The following is a 23,450-nucleotide window of genomic DNA, read 5'->3' on the forward strand; positions in this document are numbered from 1 at the left end:
CCAAGGCCGACTCTGAGCACGGCCGGCTGCTCCGCGCTGGCGGGCGAGTTCCCGTACGGTGCCGAACCAATGGACGACCGGCGCGTCCGCGGTCAGTAATAACTTGCACAGGCTTGTGCAAGTTATTACAATCGAACCATGACCACCTTCTCGCCCGTGACTCGGGCCCGCGCTCCCCGGCGTGACGCGGCCGAGAACCGTGCCGCACTCCTCGACTCCGCGCGGGCGCTGCTCAACACTGACCTCGACACCTCGCTCGAAGCGATCGCAGCCGGTGCCGGGCTCTCCAGGCGCGCCGTCTACGGCCACTTCGCCACCCGAGACGAGCTCATCGCCGAACTGCAGGCCCGCGGCAGCCAGCGCGTGACTGACGCCCTCGCCCACATCTCTCACCCCGATTCCCGGGTCGCCATCGCCCTCATCGGTGCGAGGCTGTGGTCAGAGGTCGAGAGCGTGCGCGTGCTGGCCCAGCTCGCGGTTCGCGGCCCGCAGCGCATGGCATTCGCCGCCACCCTCGAACCCGTGCGCCAGCGTCTTCGCGAGATCGTCGAGCGAGGCATCGCGTCTGGTGAACTGCGGGCAGACATCGAGCCCGACACCCTCGCCCGCCTGATCGAAGGTGCAGCCCTCTCGGTGCTCGACGAAGCGGTTCGCAGCGACCTGTCCACGAGCGAGGGCCACCGACTGGTCATGCTCACCGGCCTCGGCGTCGCCGGGCTCTCAGCGCACGAGGCAGCAGCGGTGATCGCTGGCAACCCCGAACTACTACTTCTGGAGCACACGTCATGAAGGTCATCCTGAACGACGTCTCGATGGGCGAGGGCCAGAATCTCGGCACAACATCGCTCAGTTACGAGTCGGGGGGCATCACGCTCGCCGTCGTCGAGACCTACCAGCGACCGACCGTGTTGTCGCTGCTGGCTGCCGGCCGCATGGCACCGGATGCTGGCACTGTCGACCTCGATGGCAAGCCACACCCTGCCACCCTGCGTGCGATCACTGCGGTCGTGGACGCCCCCGACGTGAGCGAGCACGTGCACGACCTGAGCTTGGCGAGCGTTGTGGAGGAGGAGTTGATGTTCGCCTCGCTCCCCACGGGGCGCCGAGCCGCTCTCGACGCGCTGGCTGCCCTCGACGCAAAGGAGTATGCGGGCTGGCAGCTGCAGAACGTGCCGGTCGTCGTGCGGCTGCGCGTACTCGCGGAACTCGCCGCCTCGCGCCCGGGCATTCGCGGCCTGGTGCTCACCTCGCCCGACCGCCACGGCGGCGACCCGTTCGACTGGTGGGCGGTCGCCGTCGACCTCGCCCAGCGCGACCTTGCCATTCTCGTGATCGTGAACCAGGCTTCAGCCGACGTGCTGGGCGAGGTGAGCGCCCGATTCGAGGTCGACAGGCAAGCCGAGATCGCTCGACGGGAGGCGGCTGAGCTCGAAGCGGCCGAACTCGAAGCGGTCACAGAGTCCACCCGCGACACCGCCACACAGCCGCCGCTTGCACCCCTGGCAGACCCGAAAGAACGCGCATGAAGATCCTCACCCTCGCGAAGACCGAGTTCCGAAGACTCACTGCATCCGGGCTCGCCCGCCTGGCGCTGGTCGCCCTCATGCTCGTTCCGGTCATCTACGCCGGCCTCTACCTCTGGGCCAACAGCGACCCCTACGGCAGCATCAAGAACATTCCCGTCGCACTGGTGATCGAAGACACGGGCGCCACGTTGAACGACAAGTCGGTCAATTACGGCCAACAGGTGCACGACCAGCTCATCAGGGACGGCGGCGTCGACTGGATCGATGCGAGTGCAGAGCAGGCAGCATCCGGTGTCAAAGACGGCACCTACGACTTCGTTCTGACCCTCGGGCCGGACTTCTCCACCATGCTGGTCTCCGCGGGCACGGCTACTCCCCAACAGGCTGTCGTACAACTCACCACGAATGACACCAACAGCTTCTTGGCCAGCTCGATCGCGGCCACCGTCGCCGAGAAGGTGCGGCTCAGTATCTCCGAGCAGGTCGGTGAGGCCGCCGCGCTGCAGTTCCTCGACGGGTTCGCCACGATCCACGACAACCTCGCCACGGCCGTCGACGGCTCGGCGAAACTGGTCGATGGAACCGCACAGACGCAGGCCGGAGCATCCACTCTCGCCAGCGGCGCGGCGCAGGTGAACTCGGGGGCGGCCGACCTCGCCTCTGGTGCGGCAACGGCTGCGTCTGGCGCCTCGACCCTGTCGGACGGTGCAGCCCAGACCAACGCCGGCGCCCAGAATCTGGCAGCGGGCGCGGCGAAGACAAACGTCGGCGCCCAGGCTCTCGCGAGCGGGCTCGACACCCTGAACAGCCAGGCTTCGTCTCTGCCTGCCCAGACCGCAGCCCTGAACGACGGCGCCCAGAAGGTGGCCGCAGGCAACGCGCAACTCGCAACCCTCGCCGGTCAGGCGTCGACCGCATCGCAAGGCGCGGCGGACCAGGTGCCCGTGGTGCGTGCACAGGTCGTCGAACTCACGAACGGTCTCCCGGCCGAGCAGCAGGCTGCCATTCTCGCCCGGCTCGACGCGCTCGGTAGCGTCGTGGCCGACGGGAATTCCTCGGTGCAGGCGGCCGCGGGCCAGGTCTCCCAACTGTCGGGGGCTGCGTCGCAGGTCGCCGCGGGAACGAAGAAACTGGCAGATGCAGCGCCGGCACTCGCAGCAGGCATCTCCTCCGCGTCGAACGGTGCCACGCAGGTCGCAGGCGGCACGCAACAACTCGCCGACGGCAGCGCAACCCTGGCCTCGGGCACCCAGCAGGTCGCAGACGGCGCCTCGTCACTCGCCGACGGCACGCAGCAACTCGCTGACGGAGCCGCGACGCTGAAGGACGGCACGCAACAACTCGCCGACGGCAGCGCCACCCTTGCCACCGGGACGGCATCCCTCAACTCCGGAGCAACCCAGCTTCACGACGGGCTCGTCAGTGGCCTGGCGCAGATTCCGAACTACAGCGCCGACGAACGCCAGCAGGCCGCTGCAACCATCGCGACCCCCGCGCGGGTCGACACCGACACCGTGACCAAGGCGACAACCTACGGCGCCGGAATGGCACCGTTCTTCATCAGCCTCGCGGCCTGGATCGGCATCTACGCGCTGTTCCTCATCATCAAGCCGCTCTCCAAACGTGCCCTCACCGCGATCAAGGCTCCTCTTCGGGTCACCCTGGCCGGTTGGCTTGCCCCGGCCGCCCTCGGCGCACTCCAGATGGCCGCCGTGTTCTTCGTCGTCACCGTGCTGCTCGGGTTCACCGTGGTCAACCCGGCACTGATGCTGTTGTTCATGGTGCTTGCTTCGGTGACGTTCGTGGCGATCATCCTGGCCCTGAATGTGTGGCTCGGCAGCGTGGGGCAGTTCATCGGGCTCGTGCTGATGGTGCTGCAGCTCGTCACGGCGGGCGGCACGTTCCCCTGGCAGACCCTGCCCGGCCCGCTTGCGGCGCTGCACCACGCGCTGCCGATGAGCTACGCGGTCGACGGCATCAGGCAACTCATGTACGGCGGCGACCTGATGCTCGCGTTGAACGACGCCGGCGTGCTGCTGGCATGGATGCTCGGGGCACTGGCCTTCACGTACTACCTCGCCGGCAAGGCCACGCGGTCGCGCACGCTTCGAGATCTGCGGCCCTCGCTGATCGGCTGAGTCGGTCTCGTTGTGGCGGTTCTGCGCCACCGAAACCGTACTGAGCTGAACTAGTGCCGCAAGTGGATAACGCCTGTCTCGGGATCGGGCTCGCCGTAATGTCCGGTGTCGAGATCCTCCATCAGGTACACGGTCAGGTATCGGGGCACTCGAGGTCGGCCCGCGTTGTCGAAGACAGGAACGCGCCACCGAAATCGTTGAGTTCCTCGTGGCGCATAGGTGAATTCAGCGACGACCTCGGTCAAGGGCCACTCTTCGCGAACCTTGACGACCAGATCGCGATAGTCGCTGCGTATCCTGTGCCATCGGTCATCTCCGTTAGACCACATGAGGTTCGGTGTGTCTAGGTTCGCGAGATGCTCGAGCACCGTGTCCACGTGGATTCTCACCTCTGCCGAGTCTTCGGCGGGTAGTGTCCAAGAACAGTCGTCATAGGCTGACAGGTCGATTGCAGCGACCATCTCGTCCGTGTCTACGTCCAAATCTTGTTCGGGGATAGAGGTGTTCAGCCATTCCTCAGGAAAGCCCCGGGCGCCAGGGGTCGAGTCATAGTCGGCAACAAACACTTCTGACATCCGCGCATCCGACAGATCCAGGTCGATCACCTCGATCGGATAGCTGAAGCTGATGCTCGTTCCCCCGGGATCCAACCTCTGTACAGGGCCGGTCGGATGATAGGTCAATCGCAATTTGCCTCGAACAACGTCGACACCCGAAACAAGTCGGTCAACAGTGAGGAAGTCGATGTTCCCGCCCGGCCGATACCGACTCAACGTGACTGGTGAGGTAGCAACCGCGGGAGGAGGTGTTGGCAGACGGTGGATCTCAGTGGGCGAGTTGTCTACCCGGCTCCACGCACCTGAGCTCCGAACCAAATCTTCGCGGTCTTCAACAGGAGCATCCTCTTCGATCTGGACGAGGGCCGGGTCAAAGGCCCGCGAGCCACCGCTCCGCTCGACGACTGGGTACGGCTCGGCGGTGCACCAAAGGCCCGTGCTGTCAGCACCGATTGGCGTCAGCATGCCCACATCGATTGTCGAGACAGTCAAGTCTTGGCTGATGTGTACTGCCGTCGAACGCGGCTCACTGGATGACCATAGTGTATCCATCTCGGTATAGATCACCCACAGGCCAGTCGGCTCGCAAAGAATGCGTGCCGTCGCTGCGAGTGGCGGAAGCGGCGCATCTGGCCAGGTGACCAGCTTGATGCTCATTCGTTCATCCCGGATGACTGCCACCGGTCTCATCGAATCAACGAAAACGGTTCGATCCCCCAGCATCACTGGCCGCAGCGCATCCATCTCAATCAACCTCCCATGCAGGACCGTCGGACGGCAGTCTGGCACACTTCGATCCGATCTCAGAGCCACACCAGGCGCGCCATACATTCCCCTGGCAGACCCTGCCCGGCCCGCTTGCGGCGCTGCACCACGCGCTGCCGATGAGCTATGCGGTCGACGGCATCAGGCAACTCATGTACGGCGGCGACCTGATGCTCGCGTTGAACGACGCCGGCGTGCTGCTGGCATGGATGCTCGGGGCACTGGCCTTCACGTACTACCTCGCCGGCAAGGCCACGCGGTCGCGCACGCTGCGAGACCTGCGTCCCTCGCTGATCGGCTGAGACCCCGCTGGTTGAGTAGACGCGCGCAGCAGGTCGTATCGAAACCCACCATGAGCAAACGAGGTTTCGATTCGCCTGCGCCTCCGGCGCGGGCTACTCAACCAGCGACCAGCTACTGGATCGTCACGCGGATGGTGTGGTAACCCGAGGAGCCGTCTGGCGCGGGCGGGGCCTGGTCGGAGGTCTGGGTGTACCCGGAGGAGTCTGTGGCCCGCACCGAGATCACGTGGTCGCCTGCCGTTGCATTCCACTGCAGCACCCACTGGCGCCAGGTGTCGGCCGAGATCGCATCAGCGAGGGTCGCCTCCTGCCACGAGCCGTTGTCGATCTGCACCTCGACCTTTGCGACGCCGGTGTGCTGAGCCCAGGCGACACCCGCAATCGGGATCGTTCCGGCGGCCAATCCGGCGTTCGACCGTGGAGTGTCGATTCGTGAAGCGGTCTTGATCGGGCCGAGCGCCGACCAGCCCCGCGGAGTCCAGTAGCCCATGTCTTGCGCGAAAGTCGTCACCTTCAGCTCGACGACCCACTTGGTCGCAGAGACGTACCCGTAGAGCCCGGGCACGACCATGCGCACGGGAAAACCGTGTTCGACGGGCAAGGGTGAGCCGTTCATCCCGACAGCCAGCAGCGATTGCCGGCTCGCATCCTGAAGCACCTCGAGCGGGGTGCCGGCGGTGAACCCGTCTGAGCTGCGGGAGAGCACCATGTCGGCCCCGGCCGTCGGCTTCGCCCTCGCAAGCAGGTCGCGGATCGGGTAGCCGAGCCACATCGCGGTGCCGATCAGGTCGCCGCCGACCTCGTTCGACACGCAGGTGAGGGTCGTGGCGTTCTCGACGAGGGGAAGAGCGAGAAGATCGGCGAAGGAGATCTCGACCTCGTTCTCGACCATGCCGACCACCCGCAGTCGCCACGCGTCGGGGTCGAGCTGGGGAATCTGCAGGGCCGTGTCGATGCGATAGAAGTTCGCGGCGGGAGTGATCACCGGGCTGAGGCCGGTGATGCCGAGTTCGGCCCCCGTGGGCACAGCCGGCGCAGCGACTGCCGCGGCGGGGAGCACCAGGGCGCTGCGGGCAGCAGTCACGGCCGCGGCCCCCGCGTTCATCATGCGGGCACCGAACCCCACGACCGCAGAAGCAACGGCGGTCACTCCCAGGAACATCAGGAACTGTCGTCGCTCGAGCGCCGCAACGGGAACAACGCGTGCGGCGCCGAGTGCCGTCGAGGGCGCGATGCTCGACCCGGAGGCGTCTGGCCCAGCTGTACCGGAGGATTCGGATGCGCCGCTCGTGCCGGCGACGACGGTGTTGGCTGCACCGCGAACTCGAGCAGCACTGGCGAGCCGGGACGCCCAGCGGGCGAGCCGCTGCTGGAGCGTTCGGAGGATGACGACGCCCACGATCATCCCGATCACCGTGGGGATGGCGTAGAAGGCCGACGCACCGGAGCGGGTCGTGATCGCCACAACGGCGATCGCCGAGAACACTGCGAGAACGACGATGCCCCACGGGGGTCGCCGGTCTTCGAGCAGGCCGGCGAGGATCGCGCCGGCGAGAATGACGAGAGCGAGGATGACGAGCAGCGCAGCTTTGTCGCCGGTGCCGAAGAGCGAGATCATCAGCTCCTTGACTCCCGGGGGCGCAAAGTCGATGACGAGCGAGCCCACGGCAAACAGTGGGCTGCCACCTGGACCCACGACCACGGCGACCGCTTCGGCCGTTGCGAGCACGGCAGCGGCCGCGGCGACACCGGTCAGGGCCGCCCAGAGTCTTCGTCGCATGTTCTCACCCTAAGCGCGCGGGGCTTGGCTCCCGCTGTGTGCTGGCGAATCGTTCTACGGCGCGGGCCAGATCAGATTTGTACCGGTGTAGATCGCCGCGAGGAACGACGGGTCGGTTGCCGCCGAGAGGTCGGGCGCCGAGGTGAGCACCCCGCCCTTCACGAGGAACGCGCTCTCCGCAGCCAGAAGGTCGGCGTTCAGCGAACCGAGCGGCGTGCCACTGGGCTGCGCGCCCGAAACGAGCGCCGTCTCGGTGTTCCAGACCTGCACATTGTGGTCGGTGTCGTACCCGGCGCCCGAGAGCGCCGCCGCGAAGCCGACGCACTCCGCCGCGTTCGTCAGGCAGTAGTCGTAGGCATGGAACGACGCCCGCAGGAAGTCCTCCGTCGTGCCCGCGTTGGCCTTGATGAATGCCGGGTTGGCCGCCACCGTGCCGAAGGTTCCCGGAATCCCGTAGTCCTCGGGGTTCCACGTCTTCACCTCGGTGCCCTGGGCCTTCAAGGTGAGCGGTTCGTTCGACTTGTACCCGGTCAGCGACTGCACATGGCCCCGGGGCAGGATGCTCGGGTCATAGCCCACGACCACCTGCGTGATGCTCGCGAGGTCGGCGCCAGCATCCACCAGCATCGTCTGGATCTCGGGCGGCAACTGCCCCTTCTGCCCGAGGGTCGTGCCGTTGAGTTGCTTCAGGTCGGTCACAGTCGGCATCGTCATCAGCGTCGCGATGGGTACCTGCCCGTAGGTCGCGATGCCCGTCACGTCGACGCCGTTCTCGCGGGCGCGAAGGAGGTCAGCGTCGCCGCCCAGGTCGGTGAACGTCGCGGTTCCGGCCGCGACCAGCTGGGCATTGCCGGCCGTGTCGCCGGTGCCGGGCTGGATCGTGACGTCGAGGCACAGTGCGTCGTAGTACCCGAGCTGCTTCGCAGCGAGAACGTCGAGGATGCTCGCCGAAGCTTGGTACTGGTACCCGGTGATGTACGTGATGGGGCCGGCGGCCTTGTTCGCTGCACACCGTTCGGCCGAGATGGCACTGCCGGCGGACGCGGCGGGGGTTGCTGGCGCCGAGGCCGACCCCGAGCATCCACTCAGTGCCAGCGCAGCCGAGGCCACGAGTGCAGAGACGGCGAGCATGCGGGTGCGCAGTCGGGGGGAAGAGAGTCGGTGATTCATCGGGTCCTCGGGCTCGGGTAGCGCGGGTGGGGAAGACAGAATGCGGGAGTGAAGAGCGCGTTCAGTCGTGATGCGTGGGGTCTGGCTGTGAGAGAGTGCTGACGCTGCTCGCTGATGCCGGGTGTGGCGCGGGTCAGTTCGGTCGCGGTTGCTGGGACTCGTGCCACCGCAGCACGCGCTTCTCGAGAAGGGTGACCCCGAGAAGCAGCAGGGCTCCCATTATCGCAAGACAGACGATGGCCGCGTAGACGACGGCGAGTTTCGAATTGGCTGAAGCGACACTGATCACGGTTCCGAGGCCCTTCGAAGCGCCAGGGGCAATGAATTCGGCGACGACCGCACCAACGAGTGAGAGGGGAAACACGACCCTGAGCCCAGCAAAGACGTAGGGAAGACTGCCGGGCAACCGCAGGCGCCCGAGCACCTCGAGCCGCGAGGCATGCAGGGTGGAGAAGACCTGGAGAATCGGGGGTGATACCGAATTGAGACCGGTGATGAGGTTCATCAGCATCGGAAAGAACGTGATCAACGCGGTGACGATGAGCTTCGGCGCGGGGCCGAATCCGAAAGCCACGACCAGCGCCGGTGCGATCGCGACCACGGGGGTGACGTTGAGGATCACGGCGAGCGGCATGATCGCCCGGCGCAGGATGCCCGACTCGGTCACCAGCACCGCCACGAGCAGGGCGGCAGCGAACCCGATGGCGAGACCGACGAGGGCTTCGGAGAGCGTCACCCAGGCATTGTCGAGGTAGTACCCGGTGTTGGTGATGAGCTGCTGGCCGACGAGGCCCAGCCGAGGCAGTAGGTACGGGTTGCCGATTGCGATCAGCTCCCAGAGCACTCCCGCGATACCGACGGCAACGACTGTCGGCAGCCAGAAGCCGGGCGACCACCGCGAGCGCGCGCGGCGGCGGCTCACTCGGCGCTCCCGGGCGGGCGCCGAGCCGTCTGCAGCTCCGCACGGATGCGGTCTTCGTACTCGTGCACGGCCGCCGCTTCGAGCAACCCACGGCGGCGAGGGCGAGGCAGCTCGATCGGCACGATCGCCGCGATCCGCCCGGGTTCGCCCCGCCCGCCAGCCATCACGACGACCTCATCCGAGAGCACCACGGCCTCGGTCACCGAGTGCGTCACGAACACGACCGTGGTGCGCCACTCCTCCCACAGCTTCAGCAGCTGGTCCTGGGTGGATTCGCGAGTGAACTCGTCGAGCGCCGAGAACGGCTCGTCCATCAGCAGCACGTCACCCTGCGTCGCGAAGGCCCGCGCGATCGCCACCCGCTGCTGCATGCCACCCGAGAGCTCACCCGGCAGGAGTTTCAGCGAATCGCCGAGGCCGAGTTCCGTGAGCAGCGCGACCGGGTCCGCTTCGGGGGCGAGCGCAAGACCGGTTCGCGCGCCGGATGCGGCACCCGCGCCAGCCGCAAAACCCGCAGATTCGGGGCCGCGCCGCAGGGCATCCCTTCGCCTGTTCGCCCGCCGGTTGACCCGGTCGACGATCTTCACATTGTCGAGCACCGACAGCCAGGGCAGCAGCGCCGGCACCTGCGGCATGAACGCGATTCTCTTCGCCTCAGATGCTTCGGCCGGCGTGCTGCCGAAGATGCTCACCGAGCCGGCGTCCGGATGCTCGAGGCCGGCGATCATGCGCAGCAACGTCGATTTTCCGCACCCACTCGGGCCGATCACGCTCACGAACCGACCGCGTTGCACCCGCAGATCGACGGCGCCCAGTGCGACCCGGCGCTCGGATGCCCCGCGCCGGCTCGACTCTGCGCGCCCGTAACTCTTCGAGGCACCCTCGACGACCAACTCGGCGGTTTCAGCCGCACCGAGGTCGCCAGAAGCAGATTCGCGCACCATTCGACTATAAGAGTTCGCGGGAGTGTCGAGCTGCGCGTGGTTCATGCGTCCTGTTCATTACGAACGGGTAATAAGGAGAATGTCATTCCCGATCGGTAATCTGAATATACTTATTACCCCAGGGGAATAGGAAGGGAACGACGATGCACGCCTCGATTCGGTCGGCCGCAGACCTCGGAGCCTTCGTGCGCCGCATTCGCCTGCAGAACAATCTCACCCAGGGGGAGCTCGCCCGCGCCTTGGGCAGCTCGCAACGGTATGTCTCCGAGTTGGAGGCGGGCAAACCCAAGCGCGCCGATGACAATTACTTCGACTTTCTCGCGAAGCTGGGCATCGGGCTTACCGCAGAGGCCGCGGAAGCGAACCCGGCCCCCGAGAGGCCCTCCAAGGCCGGTGATGTATCCAGTGCCCGCTGATCTGACCCTCGACGTAACCCTGTACGGCACCCCCATCGGCGAACTGACCCGGGGTCCGTCGGGCAAAGCCTCCTTCGAATGGAGCCGCGAAGGGGAAGCACGGTGGAAGCTGCGCGCCACACCCCTTTCCCATTCACTTCCGGTCGGTACGACAAGCTCTCACGCAACAGAGTCATTCTTCGGAGCACTGTTGCCAGAGGGGCGGTGGCTCGACCAGCTGTCGAATGCACTCCACGTAGCGAGCAACGACATCGTCGGTCTACTGAGTGAAGTCGGCGCCGATCTCGCCGGTGCCCTGGTTGTCGGGAGTGCACGGGAAACGCTCGAGCCGATGCGGGTAGGCACAGACGAGATGCAGCAACTCCTCGCTCGGGCCGCTGGCTTCATGCTGGGCGGCGGCGGTTCTGCGCTCGCTGGTTTCCAGCGCAAACTGACGCTGACCCGCTTGGACGGCCACTGGGTCAATGGGAATGGTGCGATCGCATCCAGCCACATCATCAAGCCCGTCGCCGAGGACAACCGTGACCTGATCGAGGGCGAGAACTATGTTCTGACTCTGGCACGGTCGTTGGGCCTCCTGAACTTCGAATCGTGGACCGAGATGATCGGTTCGACACCGGTGCTCGTCATCGAGCGTTACGACCGGAAGCGAACTTCGGCCGGTATTGAGCGCATCCATCAGGAGGATCTCTCCCAGGCACTGGGATTGCCGTGGGGTGGCGACGACAAGTTCGAGCGGAACAATGCTGGAGCCAACCTGAGAGCAATCGCTGCTGTTCTCGACCGGGACCGGACGATCTTCGATGAGGGTGAGCCCGACCGCGAAAAGCTGCTGAAATACACCGTTCTGAACGTCGCAGCAGGCAATACCGACGCCCACGCCAAGAACTTCTCGATGCTGAGGCCCGCACATGGAGCAGCCACACTCGCGCCCTTCTACGACGCTTCACCTCTTGCCCTCGGCTTCGAAGCACCGCTCGACCTCGCTATGACGATCGGGGGAGAGAGGTTCGTCACGAAGATCACCGTCGACCACCTGACCGACGAAGCACAGAGTTGGGGACTCGAACCCCGCCGGGCCCGCGAGGTCATCGAAGAGACCCTGAGTCGAATCATCGATGGCACGCAGGTGATCGAAGCACACGACAGCATCGCTGCCCACGTTCCCGGCTATATTCGCGGGCAAGCTCGCAATCTGGCGGCCGGTCGACCCGCGCGGCTGGACACTCCCATTCCGCCCATCCTGATGCGCAAGCTTGGCAGCTCTGACTGACCTTGCTACAGCACATTCCGCGGCGCGAAATACACAGCTTCGCGGGCCGGAGAGATTCTTCGCGCGGCATCTGGCCTGGCAGGCCGGCTCAGGCGGGGAGGCGCACCGGGCGGATGCCCTCACCCGCCGAGCGCGTGAGCCTAAGCGCTTCGACGGTCGAGAGCAGCGTGAGCAGGCCGATCACGAGAAAGCTGAACTGGAACGCACCGAGCGGCACCAGGCTCGTCACGCCAGACGCGGGGCCGGCCGCGCTGCCGACCGCGGAGGACGCAGCCGCCCCCGAATTCACGACCGCCTCGCCGACGCGCAGTGCGACGGCGGCGATGGCGACGCCGAATCCGGCAGCGACCTGCTGGGTCGTCGACGCGAGCGTATTCGCCGCCGGCATGCCCGGCCCGGCGATGTCGGCGAAGGCGATGGTGTTGTACGCGGTGAAGCCCGTCGACCGCATGATCCCGCTGAAGATCATCAACGCGATCACCAGGGCGAACGGCGTCTGCGCTGTGAGAAACGCGCTGAGAACCATGCTGAGCGCGGCACCGATCGTTGCCGCGATGATCACCGTGCGAAACCCGAACCGGCGCAGCAGCGGGGTGGTCGCAGGCTTGATGGCAATGTTGCCGACAAAGACGAACAGCACCAGGGTTCCGGCGAGTATCGGTGAATAGCCGAAGGAATCCTGGAACATCAGCGGCAGCAGGAAAGGCACCGCGTTGACGGTCACGCGAAAGACCGATCCGCCGGCGTGTGCCAGCCGGAAGGTCTCGATGCGGAGGGCGGCGAGCTCGAGCAGCGGATGGGCCGTGCGCCTCAGGTGCCAGACCGCAGCGGCCAGCAGGCCGATGCCGAGAATCGCGAGCGCCAGCAGCTCCACGACAGAAGAGCCCGCTTCTCCCGAAGCCGAGCCGCCCGGGCCGGCGCCAGCCAACACCGAACCGAGGTAGACGAGCACCCCGAGCCCGATACTCGTGAGAGCGAGCCCCACCCAGTCGAGTGCCGGCGGCCTCGCCCGCTGTTCGTTCGGCAGGATGCGCAGCGCCACGATGAACGCAACCAGGCCGAGCGGCACGTTGATCAGGAAGATCCAGTGCCACGAGGCGTAGGTTGTGAGCACTCCGCCGACGAGCGGCGCAATCACCGGAGCCGCGAGCGCCGGCCAGGTGAGCAGGGCAATGGTTCTGACCAGGTCACGTTTGTCGGTCATCCGGAGCACTGCGAGCCTGCCGACGGGCACCATCATCGCCCCGCCCGCGCCCTGCAGCACCCGGAAGACGGTCAGTTCGACGAGGTTCTGGCTGAGCGCACAGAGCACGGAGGCGACGGTGAAGACGGCGATCGCGGTGATGAACACCGGGCGGCCGCCGAAGCGCTGCGTCACCCAGCCGCTCAGCGGAATCAGCACGGCGAGGGTCAGCAGGTAGGCCGTGATCGTGACGCCGACCGCGAGCGAGGGCACACCGAGTGACACCCCGATGCTCGGGGCGGCGGTGGTGAGAATGGTGCCGTCGAGGTTCTCCATGAAGAAGGTGCCGGCCACCAGCAGGGCGACAGAGCGCTGGCGATTCGGATGCCCGGGGTCTTCGCCCGCGGCAGCCATCAGCGTTTGGCTCCCAGCTCCAGGAGCAGCACGCCGCCGATGACGAGAACGATGCCGGCGATCTGCACCCAGCTGAGGAACTCCTTGAAGACGAGCCAGCTCACGATGGTCACGACGACCACGCCGGCGCCGGCCCACACGGCGTAGGCGATGCCGAGCGGCACTCCGCGCGAGAGGGTGAGGCTCAGCAGCACGAACGAAGCGATATAGCCGACCACCACGATGGCGTAGGCCCACCAGCGGTTTGCGAGCGTGACGCCTTCGCCGGAGGTGAACTTCAGGAAGGTCGTGGCGACGACTTCAGAGGCGATCGCCAGCGCGAGAAAGACGTACCCCACCGTTCATCGCCCCCTTTCTCCGCGCTCGGCTCAGCCGAACGAGACGTGCTGCAGCACCCAGGCGTGCATGGCAACGGCCGCAGCGGCCGAGGCGTTCATCGACCGGGTCGACCCGAACTGGCTGATCTCGACGATGGAGCTGGCCGACGCAATCGCGGCCTCCGACAGGCCGGGGCCCTCCTGGCCGAACAGAAGGACGCAGCGCTCAGGGAATGCGAAGGTCTCGATGATCACGCTGCCCGGAACGTTGTCGATCGCGATGATCTGCAGATCATCCTTCGCCGCCCACGCCACGAAGTCGGCAACGGTTTCGTGGTGCAGGATGTGCTGGTAGCGGTCGGTCACCATCGCACCGCGCCGGTTCCAGCGCTTGCGGCCGATCACGTGCACGGTGTCGGCGCCGAACGCGTTGGCGCTGCGCACGATGGACCCGATGTTCATGTCGTGCTGCCAGTTCTCGATGGCGACGTGGAAGGGATGCCGGTGCTCGTCGAGATCGGCGACGATCGCGGCCATCGACCAGTAGCGGTACCGGTCGATGACGTTTCGCGAGTCCCCGCGTTCGAGCAGCTCGGGGTCGTAGTGCGCGTCGACCGGATGCTCGCCCTGCCAGGGGCCGACCCCGTTGGTCGTGAGCTCGACCGAGGGATTCGTTTTGGCATCTGGCACCCAACCACGATAGCCGGTGTCGCTTGCGGGCCCACAATTGCCGGTCATCCATCGCCCGGCTCACCCCACCATAGGTCGGTGCGACTGCCACATCGATCGACCTGACCCGACACGCCCCGTCCGTGCGGGTGAAACGGCGTGTCGCGTCAGATCGATCCCGCGGGCCCCCCGAGCGCAGCCAGCGGCCATGGTGTCGAAATGTTAGACGCGTCTAACATTTCTCCCGAAGATTGCTACGATGAAGCATGGCCCAGGCGACCACGGAGCGCGATCGACCCGCTTCTGTGCGCCCGACGCGCATCATCTTCCTGCTCGGCCCGGCGTTCGTTGCCGCCATCGCCTATGTCGACCCGGGCAATGTGGCGGCGAACCTCACGGCGGGTGCCCGCTACGGCTACCTTCTCGTCTGGGTGCTGGCGGCGGCGAACGGCATGGCCATGCTCATTCAGTACCAGTCGGCCAAACTCGGCATCGTCACCGGCGAGAGCCTGCCCGAGATTCTCGGGCGCCGCATGCGTACCGGCGGCAGGCGTGCCTTCTGGGTGCAGGCCGAACTCGTGGCGGCGGCGACCGACCTGGCCGAGGTCATCGGCGGGGCCATCGCCCTGCAGTTGCTCTTCGGCCTGCCGCTGCTGCTCGGCGGCCTCATCGTCGGCGTCATCTCGATGACGATCCTCGCTGTGCAGTCCCGCCAGGGGCAGCGCCCTTTCGAGACCGTCATCATCACTCTGCTGGCCATCATCGCTTTCGGCTTCCTCGCCGGCCTGTTCGTCAGCCCCGTGCACTGGGGCCAGGCCGCCGCAGGCCTCGTGCCGCACTTCGCGGGGCCCGACACCGTTCTGCTCGCGGCAGGGATGCTCGGGGCAACCGTGATGCCGCACGCGATCTACCTGCACTCCTCTCTCGCCCGCGACCGGCACGGACCCTCGCTCGACGCCTACCGTGCCCGCTCGAAGAAGTTCACGCCCCAAGCCTTCACTCCGAAGCCGTTCACCCCTTCGACGGGCGAATTCTCGGCCATCCGCCGCCTTCTCGTCGTGACGCGCTGGGACGTCGCGGCAGCGCTGCTGCTCGCCGGCGCCGTCAACATCGCCATGCTCCTCACCGCGGCAGCGAACCTCGGCGGTGTCTCGGGCACCGACACCATCGCCGGCGCCCACGCAGCCATCGTCGCCGCCCTCGGCCCGGTCATCGGCGTGATCTTCGCGGTCGGGCTCCTGGCCTCCGGCCTCGCCTCCACCTCGGTCGGCTCCTACGCGGGCGCCACGATCATGGCGGGCCTCCTGAAATTCCGCGTGCCGCTCCTGGTGCGCCGCGTCATCACTCTCATCCCTGCGCTGCTCATCCTCGGCCTCGGGGTCAACCCGACGTGGGCGCTCGTGCTCTCGCAGGTCTTCCTGAGCCTCGGCATTCCGTTCGCACTGATTCCGTTGGTGCGCCTGACCGGCGACCGGATGCTCATGGGCCCCTTCGCCGATCGGCTCCCCCTGCGCATCGCCTGCTGGGTCGTGGCCGCACTCATCGTCGCGCTGAATGTCGCCCTCATCGTGCTGACGATCAGCGGCGCCGGGGGCACGGGCGGCTAGGGCCGCCTCAACCCGTCGTAACTAAACCCGTCGTAACTCAGCCCGTCGTAACCCAGACCGCCTCGACGCCGCCTCGACTCAGCCTGACGCACGCCTCGGTGGACTCCAATCGCACGCACACCTCGCCGGATTCGGACTCGGGTTCGCGTTCGGGTCGGGGTTCGCAGACGCTGAGCCGGGCATCCAGAACCAGGCCGGCCTCGCCGAGCGATCGAAGCACAATCGGGTCGGCGTCAGAGATGCGCAGAACGACGAGTGGATGCCCGGGCACGGCGTCGCCCAGCCGAAATGCACTCTGCCGCAGGGTGTCGAGCCGAACAGCTTCGGCCGGGCGCGAGGCTCCCTCGGCCGAGGGGATCGGGTCGCCGTGCGGGTCGCGCAACGGATACCCGAGCGCCCTGTCCATGCGGGCGATCATGGTGTTCGACACGGCGTGTTCGAGCACCTCGGCCTCGTCGTGCACCTCGTCCCAGGCATAGTCGAGAACCTCGACGAGAAACGTCTCGACGAGCCGGTGGCGGCGAACCATCTCGACGGCCACCGCGCGGCCATCATCGGTGAGCTCGATGCTGCCGTAGGGCTCGTGGACGACCATGCCGAGCCCGGCGAGCTTGCGGATGCCATCGGAGACCGTCGCTGTACTGACACCCGTGCGCTCAGCGAGGTGCTTGACCGTGATTCGAGATGCTGCGTCGTCGCCTGGCCATTCAGACGCCGCCCAGATCACTTTCAGGTAGTCCTGTGCAGCATTCGTGAGGTCGGAAAGCGGCATGCGGCAAGTCTAATGAGAGTCACCCGGCGAAGAATCGGAGATCACCCGGCACACCCGAGCTGAAATCTCAATCCCTGCCGCCAGATAGTTAGCAAAAATAAACTTTCGATCATGGCATCACCTCGCACCGTTCATCCCGTCCGGGCCACGCGGCCCTCTCCCACTCCCGCTCAGCTCTCACCACAGGCCTCCGACGTGCCCACTCCCGCGAGCGCGACTGACGTCCCCACCCACACCATCCATCTCAACGGCAACGACTACCTGGCCACCGCCGTGATGACGGAGATCTTCCGCAGGCGCGCGCAGAGGATCGTCGACCGCGGCGAGTCCGAACTCGTGCCCCTCCTGCACAGCCGCGGAGTAGAGCTGCTGCTCATCACGCCCACGACCGACGTTGCCGTCGTTCCCATCGAAATCGGCGGAGGGGCCACCCTCCGTCTGACGTAGCCACCCGGCGATTGCCCTCTCCGGGTGGCGCTCCGGCAGCCGTACCTGGCTGTCATAACCCACGCGTGCGTCAGGCACAAGTGGATGCGAGCGCTCGCGTGCTGCCTCTAGCGTTCTTCGTATGACGTTCAACGACAACTCCAAACTCGACTCGAGCCGAGTCTCCAAACGCGGCCGAACGGGGATTGCCGTCGGCGGTGGCGGGGCGGTCGTTGCGATCGGCCTGTTCCTGCTGTCACAACTTCTCGGAGTCGATCTGACCGGGCTGGCGGGCGGCATCCAGCAGGGCTCCGGCTCAACCTCACAGGGAGCCGAGCAGGCTCTTGACTGCCAGACCGGTGCCGATGCGAACGCTCGGGTCGACTGCCTCATGGTGGGAGCCTCCAATTCGCTCGATGCGTATTGGGCAGTCGAGGCGCCGAAACTCGGGGTCAGCTACCAGAGCCCGGCCGACTTTGTGCTCTTCGAGGGCGGCACGAGCACGGGATGCGGCCAGGCGTCGAGTGCGACCGGCCCGTTCTACTGCCCGGTCGACCAGACGATCTACGTCGACACGACCTTCTTCGACGAGCTTCGAAGCCAGTTCGGCGCCTCGGGCGGCACCCTCAGCGAGATGTACGTCGTTGCTCACGAGTGGGGCCACCACATCCAGCAGCGCGCGGGAACCTTCGACGGCACCGACCGTACCGCAACCGGCGCGAGCTCGGACTCTGTGCGCACGGAGCTGCAGGCAGACTGTTACGGCGGGGCGTGGGCGGCCGCAGCATCCACCACCACCGATGCGTCGGGAGTGTCGTTCATCGAACCGCTCACCAGCCAGCAGATCGCCGACGCACTGAACGCCGCCTCGGCGATCGGAGACGACCGGATCCAGCAGCAGTCTGGTGGCTCGGTGAACCCCGAGACATGGACGCACGGGTCGAGTGAGTCACGCCAGCGGTGGTTCCAGACGGGATTCACCTCCGGCGCGGCGGCCTGTGACACCTTCGGGGTCGACGCCTCGCAGCTCTGAACGTAGCAGGCATCAACGGTGGGTTGCATCGCTGAGACCAGCCTCCGACGGGCCGCGGGCTCATGGCGCATGCACTGCCGTGCCACAACAACGCCCAGGTGACTCGCAGTACCCTTGGGAGGTGAGCAACGGTGCGCGACCTGCCGGTCTCGCGATCACGTGCTTGAGAGCATCTAAAAGGAGCGCCATGTCTCGTCGTGACGAAATCGAATGCTGGCTGACCGACATGGACGGCGTGCTCGTCCACGAGAACCAGGCCCTCCCCGGTGCCGCCGCCCTTCTGCAGCAGTGGCGCGACGAGGGAAAGCCCTACCTCGTTCTCACGAACAATTCGATGTTCACGCCTCGCGACCTGAGCGCCAGGCTGCTCGCGTCGGGGCTCGAAGTGCCCGAAGAGTCGATCTGGACCTCGGCGCTCGCCACGGCCGCCTTCCTCAAGTCCCAGAAGCCCGGCGGTTCGGCCTTCGTGATCGGCGAGGCCGGCATCACGACCGCCCTGCATGAGGCTGGCTTCATCCTCACCGACACGAACCCCGACTACGTGGTCGTCGGCGAGACCCGCAACTACTCTTTCGAAGCGATCACCCGCGCCATCCGCCTCATCTCGGCGGGCGCGCGCTTCATCGTGACCAACCCCGACGCGACCGGGCCGAGCACCGAAGGCCCGCTGCCCGCAACCGGGGCGGTCGCCGCGCTGATCACCAAGGCCTGCGGCAAAGAGCCCTACGTCGTCGGCAAGCCCAACCCCATGATGTTCCGCTCAGCGCTCAACAAGATCGGCGCCCACTCCGAGAACACCGGGATGATCGGCGACCGCATGGACACCGACGTCGTTGCCGGCATCGAGGCGGGGCTGCACACCATCCTGGTTCTCACCGGCATCAGCGACCAGGCCGAGATCGACAAGTACCCGTTCCGCCCCGACGAGATCCTGCAGGGCGTCTTCGAGTTGCTCTCCCCCGACCCCGTCGAGTCCGACGAGATCTGACCGAAGCGCGGAGTCAACCTCTCAGTTTGCGCTCGAATTCTGGGACATCGTTCGCCACTGTGTCGAGGATGAGTCGGATGTCGATAAAGGCATAACCGTGGGCGATGCGGTTTCGAGTCGCCCAGATGACTTTCCAATCATCGCCGAAGGTCTCTTCACGAAATGTTGCGCTCGTCTGAGAAATTGACTCAATCGCCGCTGCCAAGCGCAGACTGACAGCATCGGCCACGATGTCGTCTTCGATATCAGATCGGGCAACGTGCCGCTTGAGCGCCTCGATGTGGTCGAGAGCGTCACTGATCAACTCTGCGTCTGATCTGCTCACAGCGGTATCGCTTCGCTGAGCACCTGACCGGCGAGGTTCCTTCGGAGACTCCGCGCCGGAATGAGATCGACACCTGCTCCAACGATCCGGGAGATGTCATCTTCCATGCGCGCAAGGGTGAACAGGCCGATACCGTCTGGTATGTCTACGAGGAGATCGACATCTGACGCGGCAGTATCTGTTCCGCGCGCCACACTGCCGAAGATGCGTACATTGCGAACCCCGTGAACTGCGGTGATTTCAAGAATCTTCTTGCGATTCTCACTCAAGCGTCGGCCGAGCACCGATGTACCGTGAAAGCGGAGGAGTCGAGAAACTTCAGGCTGACTGCGGCCGATTGCAGCAGCGATATCTCGTTGCGAGAGCCCCGCCGAGACGCCGGCGCGAACGGCACCCACGAGAAGGCTGCGTGACCGCTCGTGGAGCTCGAGGGACTGCCGGGCATCCGCTCGCAACCGCTCGATCACCGCTTCTTCACTCATATAGCAAATGCTATCAGATACAGCGGATACGGGAGCGGACTTCAGGACTAGACGCCGCCGCCTCCGCCGCCGCCACCGCCACCACCCGAGAAGCCGCCTCCCCCGGAGCCGCCGCTCGAGCTGCTCGACGTGCTGGCGGCGAGGCTCGAGTCGACGACACTCGACCACGAGTTGATCGCCGAGGCGAAGAGCACCGCGTTGAACACCCCGGAATTGCCCGAGTACCAGTCGGGTTGCGAGCCCAGGCTCTCGTAATAGGTGCCGAGCACCTTCGCCCACTCGTCTTCGAGACCCAGCAGCACCGCGTACGGCAGCAGCTTCTCGTAGATCTTCACAACCTGGCCCCAGTCGGGCGCATTCACCTGCGTCTTGAGCGCCCCCTCGGGCGTCTGCAGCATGGCGAAACGGTCTTTCTCCGCCAACCGGATGTACAGCTCGACACCCTTGATGTAGTCGCGAAGCTCTGACCCCTTGGCAGTGAGCGGTTTCTTGAACGCCGCGGTGAAGACGACCACCAGCGACAGTCCGCAGGCGACGAGCAGCGCGAAGGGAATGGCTCCGCCGAAGTCGTCGTTCATCGCCGCCGTGCCCGTGAAGAACGCCAGAACCCCGAACAGGATGACCGCCAGAGCGAACAGCGAACTGATGAGGTTGGTGCCGCCGCGAATGTACCCCTCGGTGATCGCTGCCTTGCGGGTCGACTGCATGAGCCCATAGATGCCCTTGCTCAGAGCCGTATCCTGCTTCTCGATCTGCTTCCAGGCGCCGACCTGCAGCTCAGCGCCGAACAGCAACCTCGCCAGGTCGAGTTCGGTGGCGTCGAGCCCCTCCACACTTGCCAGGCGCAGCCAGTACGTTTTGCCGCCGCCGCCGAACAAACCGGAACTCTCCTTCTCCTGCTCGACGATCTGGATGTTGTGCAGCACGGCAAGGCTGACGAACGACGCAGCTGGTGCCCGCTTCGTCGTCTTGCTGACGACAGAGGCCATTGGCAGGTTGACGCCCTTCGGCACGGTGTACTCGGCGATGGTAGTGGGGCGACCCGGTGCATCCCGAAGCAGGGTCAGGCGCAGGATGATCGCCCCGACCGCCACCAGCACAGCCAGTAGCGCGAACACGAGTTCGGCGATGGCCGCGCCCGAGGCGAAGAACGAGTTGTCACGCAGGGTGAACGTGGTCGGGGCGAACCCGATCGCGACGGTCAGGTTCTCGCCGGCGCCCAGGTTGTTGGCCGAGGTCTGGAACACGGTGCCGTCGACCGCTTCGTCCGGTGTCGAATCGGCCGCTGCGCTGATGTCACAGGTCTGCGACGAGCCCTGCGCGCCAACGTAGCACGAGGTCATGCCGTTCAACGCGCCGGCGAGGTCAGCCGCGACATGCACGCTCGCCGTGACGCTGCCGAACGACTGCTTCCACGCTGTGCCGTTGGTGTCCCAGTAGAACTCCTGGTCATTCGTGTCGGAGAAGTACTGCACGACGTTGTTCTGGGTGTACGTGATCACGTAGACCTGCGAGCCGTGAACATAGTCCGGTGCCGCGATGGTGAGGAGCAGCAGGCCGTCTTGCGTGTCGGTCGAATACGAGCGAGCGGTTCCCGACCCATCGGTCACCGACACAACGCTCACATCGGTGGGGTGCCCGTCGTACTTGAGCGGGATGGCGCGCAGAATGCCGTGGTTCTGGTTCGAAGTGGGGAACTGGGCATCCAGAGTCTCGACGGTCGTCAGCGTGGCACGCCCAGCGGAGTCGCGGCCGAGCGTGTAGTCGCCGGCGAAGCTGTTGAACGTGAAGTCGTTGACGTCACCCCGCACGGCACTCACGGCAGGGCGGTCGGTCGCGGTGTTCGCGGCAGACGCCGATGCGTGGGCCACGGTCGCCGGCACCGAAGCCGTCGCAGCTGCAGGCGCGCCAAGAAGAATGATCAGTGCGACTACACCGATCGTCGAAACCGCTGCCCGCAGGCCCCGCATGCCTCGTGGAACCCTCATCGGCACACCCTTCTCGCGAGCAGTTGTCAGCTTTCGACTCTACTCGCTGGACGGCGTGGCGGGCACAGCGGGCACAGCGGGCACAGCGAACCCGGGGGCGGCGAAGTTCCCCGTGATCGGCCCGCTCGAGGTGCGGCTCACGAAGCAGTAGTAGTCGCGCATACCGGCCTTCCATTGTGCGTCGGTGACGGGGTAGGCGGCCTGCCAGACGACGTCGGGATACGCCGCCAGCAGCGCCGGGTCGAATGCACCCGACTGCTGGCACAGCAGGTTCAGCTGCGCGGCGACACCGGCTTGACCTGGAAACGCGGCCGCCGGATCGTCGCCGAGAGACCCTCGACTGGTGACCTGGGCAGAATGAGCCGCGGCACAGTCGACGACGGTGAACTTCTGCTGCCACGCCGAGGTGAAGGGGCTGATGCATTCGCCACCGCGGAGCTCGTTCCACACGTAGCTCCCGGCCAGCTGCGGGCCGGCAGTCGAGGTCGGCGTGGGCGTCGGGCTCGGCGTGGGGGTCTCAACGACCGTCGGTGTACCGCTTGGCGCTGCGACCGGCGACAGGATGCCCGGCAGCCGTGTGCCGAGAAAGAACAGCCCGCCCAGCACGAGCACCGCGACGGCAGCCACTCCGGTGGGCATCAGCCAGGCTCGCCCCGGCCCCTGGCGGCGTCTTCGGCGCGGCGCCTCACTCACCTTGCGCCTGGCTCAGTGCGCACGTGCCGCGAGACGTCTTGGTGGCACTGTCACCTGTGCTCGTTCCCGCGCTGCGTGCGTCGCCTCGGCGACCGTCGGCAGGAGATGAATCCGTCGACACGGATCTCCGCAGCTGAGGCAATCGTGGACCCGTCCGACTCAGCTCAAACCAAGGTCGTCGAGCCCGATCGCGTAGTAGTAGGGGTACCCGGCCGACTCGATTCGTTCGCGGGCCTCGGTGTTGCGGTCGACGACCACAGCGACACCGACGACGATCGCACCGACCTTCTCGAGCGCCTCGATCGCCTTCAGCGGCGAGCCGCCCGTGGTGGAAGTGTCTTCGAGCACGATGACTCGCTTGCCTTCGAGGTCAGGGCCCTCGACCTGCTTGCCGCGGCCGTGGTCTTTCGGCTCCTTGCGCACGACGAACGCATCGTACGTCGCTCCGCGTGCTGCGCCCTGGTGCAGGATGGCGGCGGCCACGGGGTCGGCGCCCATCGTGAGCCCGCCGACGGCGAAGACATCGGGGATGTCGGCGATCAGGTCGAGCATGACCTGCCCGATCAGCGGAGCGACCCGGTGGTCGAGGCTCACCTTGCGCAGGTCGACGTAGTACGTCGCCTTCTTGCCGCTGGTGAGGGTGAAGTCGCCGTGGAACACCGCTTCGTCGGAGATGTACGTGATGAGTTGTTCGCGCGCGAGGGTCACGCCCCCATTTTAGGCGAATGACTGCGACCCCACGTGTCGCGGGTGTCGTGAG

General features: G+C 66.1%; 23 protein-coding genes and 1 pseudogene. 10 read left to right on the top strand and 14 right to left on the bottom strand.

Going from position 1 to position 23,450, the window contains the following annotated elements:
- The first annotated feature begins 138 nt into the window (after nt 1-138).
- From JOE66_RS15950 to JOE66_RS15960, 3 genes are read left to right on the top strand one after another with little or no spacing between them, the layout of a single operon-like run.
- A complete protein-coding gene (locus JOE66_RS15950; protein WP_205111106.1) occupies nt 139-789 on the top strand; it encodes a TetR/AcrR family transcriptional regulator in 651 nt (216 codons plus the stop codon).
- Complete coding sequence (locus tag JOE66_RS15955; RefSeq protein ID WP_205111107.1) at nt 786-1,526, top strand: hypothetical protein; 741 nt, start codon at nt 786-788, stop codon at nt 1,524-1,526. Before JOE66_RS15950 ends, JOE66_RS15955 begins: the two co-directional genes overlap by 4 nt.
- On the top strand, nt 1,523-3,664 hold the full coding sequence (locus JOE66_RS15960) for a YhgE/Pip domain-containing protein (RefSeq protein WP_205111108.1): 2,142 nt from the start codon (nt 1,523-1,525) through the stop codon (nt 3,662-3,664). Before JOE66_RS15955 ends, JOE66_RS15960 begins: the two co-directional genes overlap by 4 nt.
- A gap of 50 nt (nt 3,665-3,714) precedes the next feature.
- Here JOE66_RS15960 and JOE66_RS15965 read toward each other — a convergent pair whose 3' ends face one another.
- Nucleotides 3,715-4,878 (bottom strand): hypothetical protein, encoded by a 1,164-nt coding sequence (locus JOE66_RS15965; protein WP_205111109.1) that lies wholly within the window; start codon nt 4,876-4,878, stop codon nt 3,715-3,717.
- Nucleotides 4,879-5,048: 170 nt separating this feature from the next.
- On the opposite strand from JOE66_RS15965, the pseudogene JOE66_RS15970 reads away from it, so the two are divergent.
- Nucleotides 5,049-5,288, top strand: a pseudogene (locus JOE66_RS15970) (YhgE/Pip domain-containing protein); the annotation flags it as partial.
- Nucleotides 5,289-5,400: 112 nt separating this feature from the next.
- Here JOE66_RS15970 and JOE66_RS15975 read toward each other — a convergent pair.
- From JOE66_RS15975 to JOE66_RS15990, 4 genes are all read right to left on the bottom strand, one after another.
- Nucleotides 5,401-7,068, bottom strand: a complete 1,668-nt coding sequence (locus JOE66_RS15975; RefSeq protein ID WP_205111111.1) for a molybdopterin-dependent oxidoreductase — start codon at nt 7,066-7,068, stop codon at nt 5,401-5,403.
- A gap of 54 nt (nt 7,069-7,122) precedes the next feature.
- On the bottom strand, nt 7,123-8,238 hold the full coding sequence (locus JOE66_RS15980; protein WP_205111112.1) for an ABC transporter substrate-binding protein: 1,116 nt from the start codon (nt 8,236-8,238) through the stop codon (nt 7,123-7,125).
- A gap of 133 nt (nt 8,239-8,371) precedes the next feature.
- Nucleotides 8,372-9,160, bottom strand: coding sequence for an ABC transporter permease (locus tag JOE66_RS15985; RefSeq protein ID WP_205111113.1), 789 nt, complete (start codon nt 9,158-9,160; stop codon nt 8,372-8,374).
- On the bottom strand, nt 9,157-10,104 hold the full coding sequence (locus JOE66_RS15990; RefSeq protein ID WP_205112125.1) for an ABC transporter ATP-binding protein: 948 nt from the start codon (nt 10,102-10,104) through the stop codon (nt 9,157-9,159). Before JOE66_RS15990 ends, JOE66_RS15985 begins: the two co-directional genes overlap by 4 nt.
- A 143-nt stretch (nt 10,105-10,247) precedes the next feature.
- Here JOE66_RS15990 and JOE66_RS15995 point away from each other — a divergent pair, with 143 nt between their 5' ends.
- Nucleotides 10,248-10,520 (top strand): helix-turn-helix domain-containing protein, encoded by a 273-nt coding sequence (locus tag JOE66_RS15995; RefSeq protein ID WP_205111115.1) that lies wholly within the window; start codon nt 10,248-10,250, stop codon nt 10,518-10,520.
- On the top strand, nt 10,501-11,793 hold the full coding sequence (locus JOE66_RS16000) for a type II toxin-antitoxin system HipA family toxin (RefSeq protein ID WP_205111117.1): 1,293 nt from the start codon (nt 10,501-10,503) through the stop codon (nt 11,791-11,793). The genes JOE66_RS15995 and JOE66_RS16000 overlap by 20 nt, the downstream gene beginning before the upstream one ends.
- A gap of 88 nt (nt 11,794-11,881) precedes the next feature.
- Here JOE66_RS16000 and JOE66_RS16005 read toward each other — a convergent pair whose 3' ends face one another.
- The 3 genes from JOE66_RS16005 to JOE66_RS16015 are packed head-to-tail and all read right to left on the bottom strand — an operon-like array spanning nt 11,882 to nt 14,397.
- Nucleotides 11,882-13,390 carry an MFS transporter gene (locus JOE66_RS16005; protein ID WP_205111119.1) on the bottom strand — a complete coding sequence of 503 codons (1,509 nt, stop codon included), beginning with the start codon at nt 13,388-13,390 and terminating at the stop codon, nt 11,882-11,884.
- Nucleotides 13,390-13,728 carry a DMT family transporter gene (locus tag JOE66_RS16010; RefSeq protein ID WP_205111121.1) on the bottom strand — a complete coding sequence of 113 codons (339 nt, stop codon included), beginning with the start codon at nt 13,726-13,728 and terminating at the stop codon, nt 13,390-13,392. Before JOE66_RS16010 ends, JOE66_RS16005 begins: the two co-directional genes overlap by 1 nt.
- 30 nt (nt 13,729-13,758) lie before the next feature.
- Nucleotides 13,759-14,397: a TrmH family RNA methyltransferase gene (locus JOE66_RS16015; protein ID WP_307827245.1), complete on the bottom strand. Its 639-nt coding sequence runs from the start codon at nt 14,395-14,397 to the stop codon at nt 13,759-13,761.
- 245 nt (nt 14,398-14,642) lie between these two features.
- Between JOE66_RS16015 and JOE66_RS16020 the strand changes: the two genes are divergently transcribed.
- Nucleotides 14,643-15,983: an Nramp family divalent metal transporter gene (locus JOE66_RS16020; protein ID WP_205111125.1), complete on the top strand. Its 1,341-nt coding sequence runs from the start codon at nt 14,643-14,645 to the stop codon at nt 15,981-15,983.
- Nucleotides 15,984-16,020: 37 nt separating this feature from the next.
- Here JOE66_RS16020 and JOE66_RS16025 read toward each other — a convergent pair whose 3' ends face one another.
- Nucleotides 16,021-16,755, bottom strand: coding sequence for a metal-dependent transcriptional regulator (locus tag JOE66_RS16025; protein ID WP_205111127.1), 735 nt, complete (start codon nt 16,753-16,755; stop codon nt 16,021-16,023).
- Nucleotides 16,756-16,866: 111 nt separating this feature from the next.
- Here JOE66_RS16025 and JOE66_RS16030 point away from each other — a divergent pair, with 111 nt between their 5' ends.
- The 3 genes from JOE66_RS16030 (at nt 16,867) to JOE66_RS16040 (ending at nt 19,202) form a co-directional block, all read left to right on the top strand.
- On the top strand, nt 16,867-17,202 hold the full coding sequence (locus JOE66_RS16030; RefSeq protein WP_205111129.1) for a hypothetical protein: 336 nt from the start codon (nt 16,867-16,869) through the stop codon (nt 17,200-17,202).
- A gap of 121 nt (nt 17,203-17,323) precedes the next feature.
- Entirely contained in the window at nt 17,324-18,214 is an 891-nt protein-coding gene (gene ypfJ, locus JOE66_RS16035; RefSeq protein WP_205111131.1) for a KPN_02809 family neutral zinc metallopeptidase, read from the top strand.
- Nucleotides 18,215-18,401: 187 nt separating this feature from the next.
- Nucleotides 18,402-19,202 carry an HAD-IIA family hydrolase gene (locus JOE66_RS16040; RefSeq protein WP_205111133.1) on the top strand — a complete coding sequence of 267 codons (801 nt, stop codon included), beginning with the start codon at nt 18,402-18,404 and terminating at the stop codon, nt 19,200-19,202.
- A gap of 13 nt (nt 19,203-19,215) precedes the next feature.
- On the opposite strand, the gene JOE66_RS16045 is transcribed toward JOE66_RS16040, so the two are convergent.
- The 5 genes from JOE66_RS16045 to pyrE all read right to left on the bottom strand — a co-directional run bounded on the left by JOE66_RS16045 (nt 19,216) and on the right by pyrE (nt 23,398).
- Nucleotides 19,216-19,527: a HepT-like ribonuclease domain-containing protein gene (locus JOE66_RS16045; RefSeq protein ID WP_205111135.1), complete on the bottom strand. Its 312-nt coding sequence runs from the start codon at nt 19,525-19,527 to the stop codon at nt 19,216-19,218.
- Nucleotides 19,524-20,009 carry a nucleotidyltransferase family protein gene (locus JOE66_RS16050; RefSeq protein ID WP_205111137.1) on the bottom strand — a complete coding sequence of 162 codons (486 nt, stop codon included), beginning with the start codon at nt 20,007-20,009 and terminating at the stop codon, nt 19,524-19,526. The genes JOE66_RS16045 and JOE66_RS16050 overlap by 4 nt, the downstream gene beginning before the upstream one ends.
- 47 nt (nt 20,010-20,056) lie before the next feature.
- On the bottom strand, nt 20,057-21,997 hold the full coding sequence (locus JOE66_RS16055) for a DUF2207 domain-containing protein (RefSeq protein ID WP_205111139.1): 1,941 nt from the start codon (nt 21,995-21,997) through the stop codon (nt 20,057-20,059).
- A gap of 39 nt (nt 21,998-22,036) precedes the next feature.
- Nucleotides 22,037-22,636, bottom strand: coding sequence for a septum formation family protein (locus JOE66_RS16060; RefSeq protein ID WP_205111141.1), 600 nt, complete (start codon nt 22,634-22,636; stop codon nt 22,037-22,039).
- Nucleotides 22,637-22,849: 213 nt separating this feature from the next.
- Entirely contained in the window at nt 22,850-23,398 is a 549-nt protein-coding gene (pyrE, locus tag JOE66_RS16065; RefSeq protein ID WP_205111143.1) for an orotate phosphoribosyltransferase, read from the bottom strand.
- Nucleotides 23,399-23,450: the final 52 nt, after the last annotated feature.

The sequence above is a fragment of the Subtercola frigoramans genome (assembly GCF_016907385.1).
GTDB classification, from domain to species: Bacteria; Actinomycetota; Actinomycetes; order Actinomycetales; family Microbacteriaceae; genus Subtercola; species Subtercola frigoramans.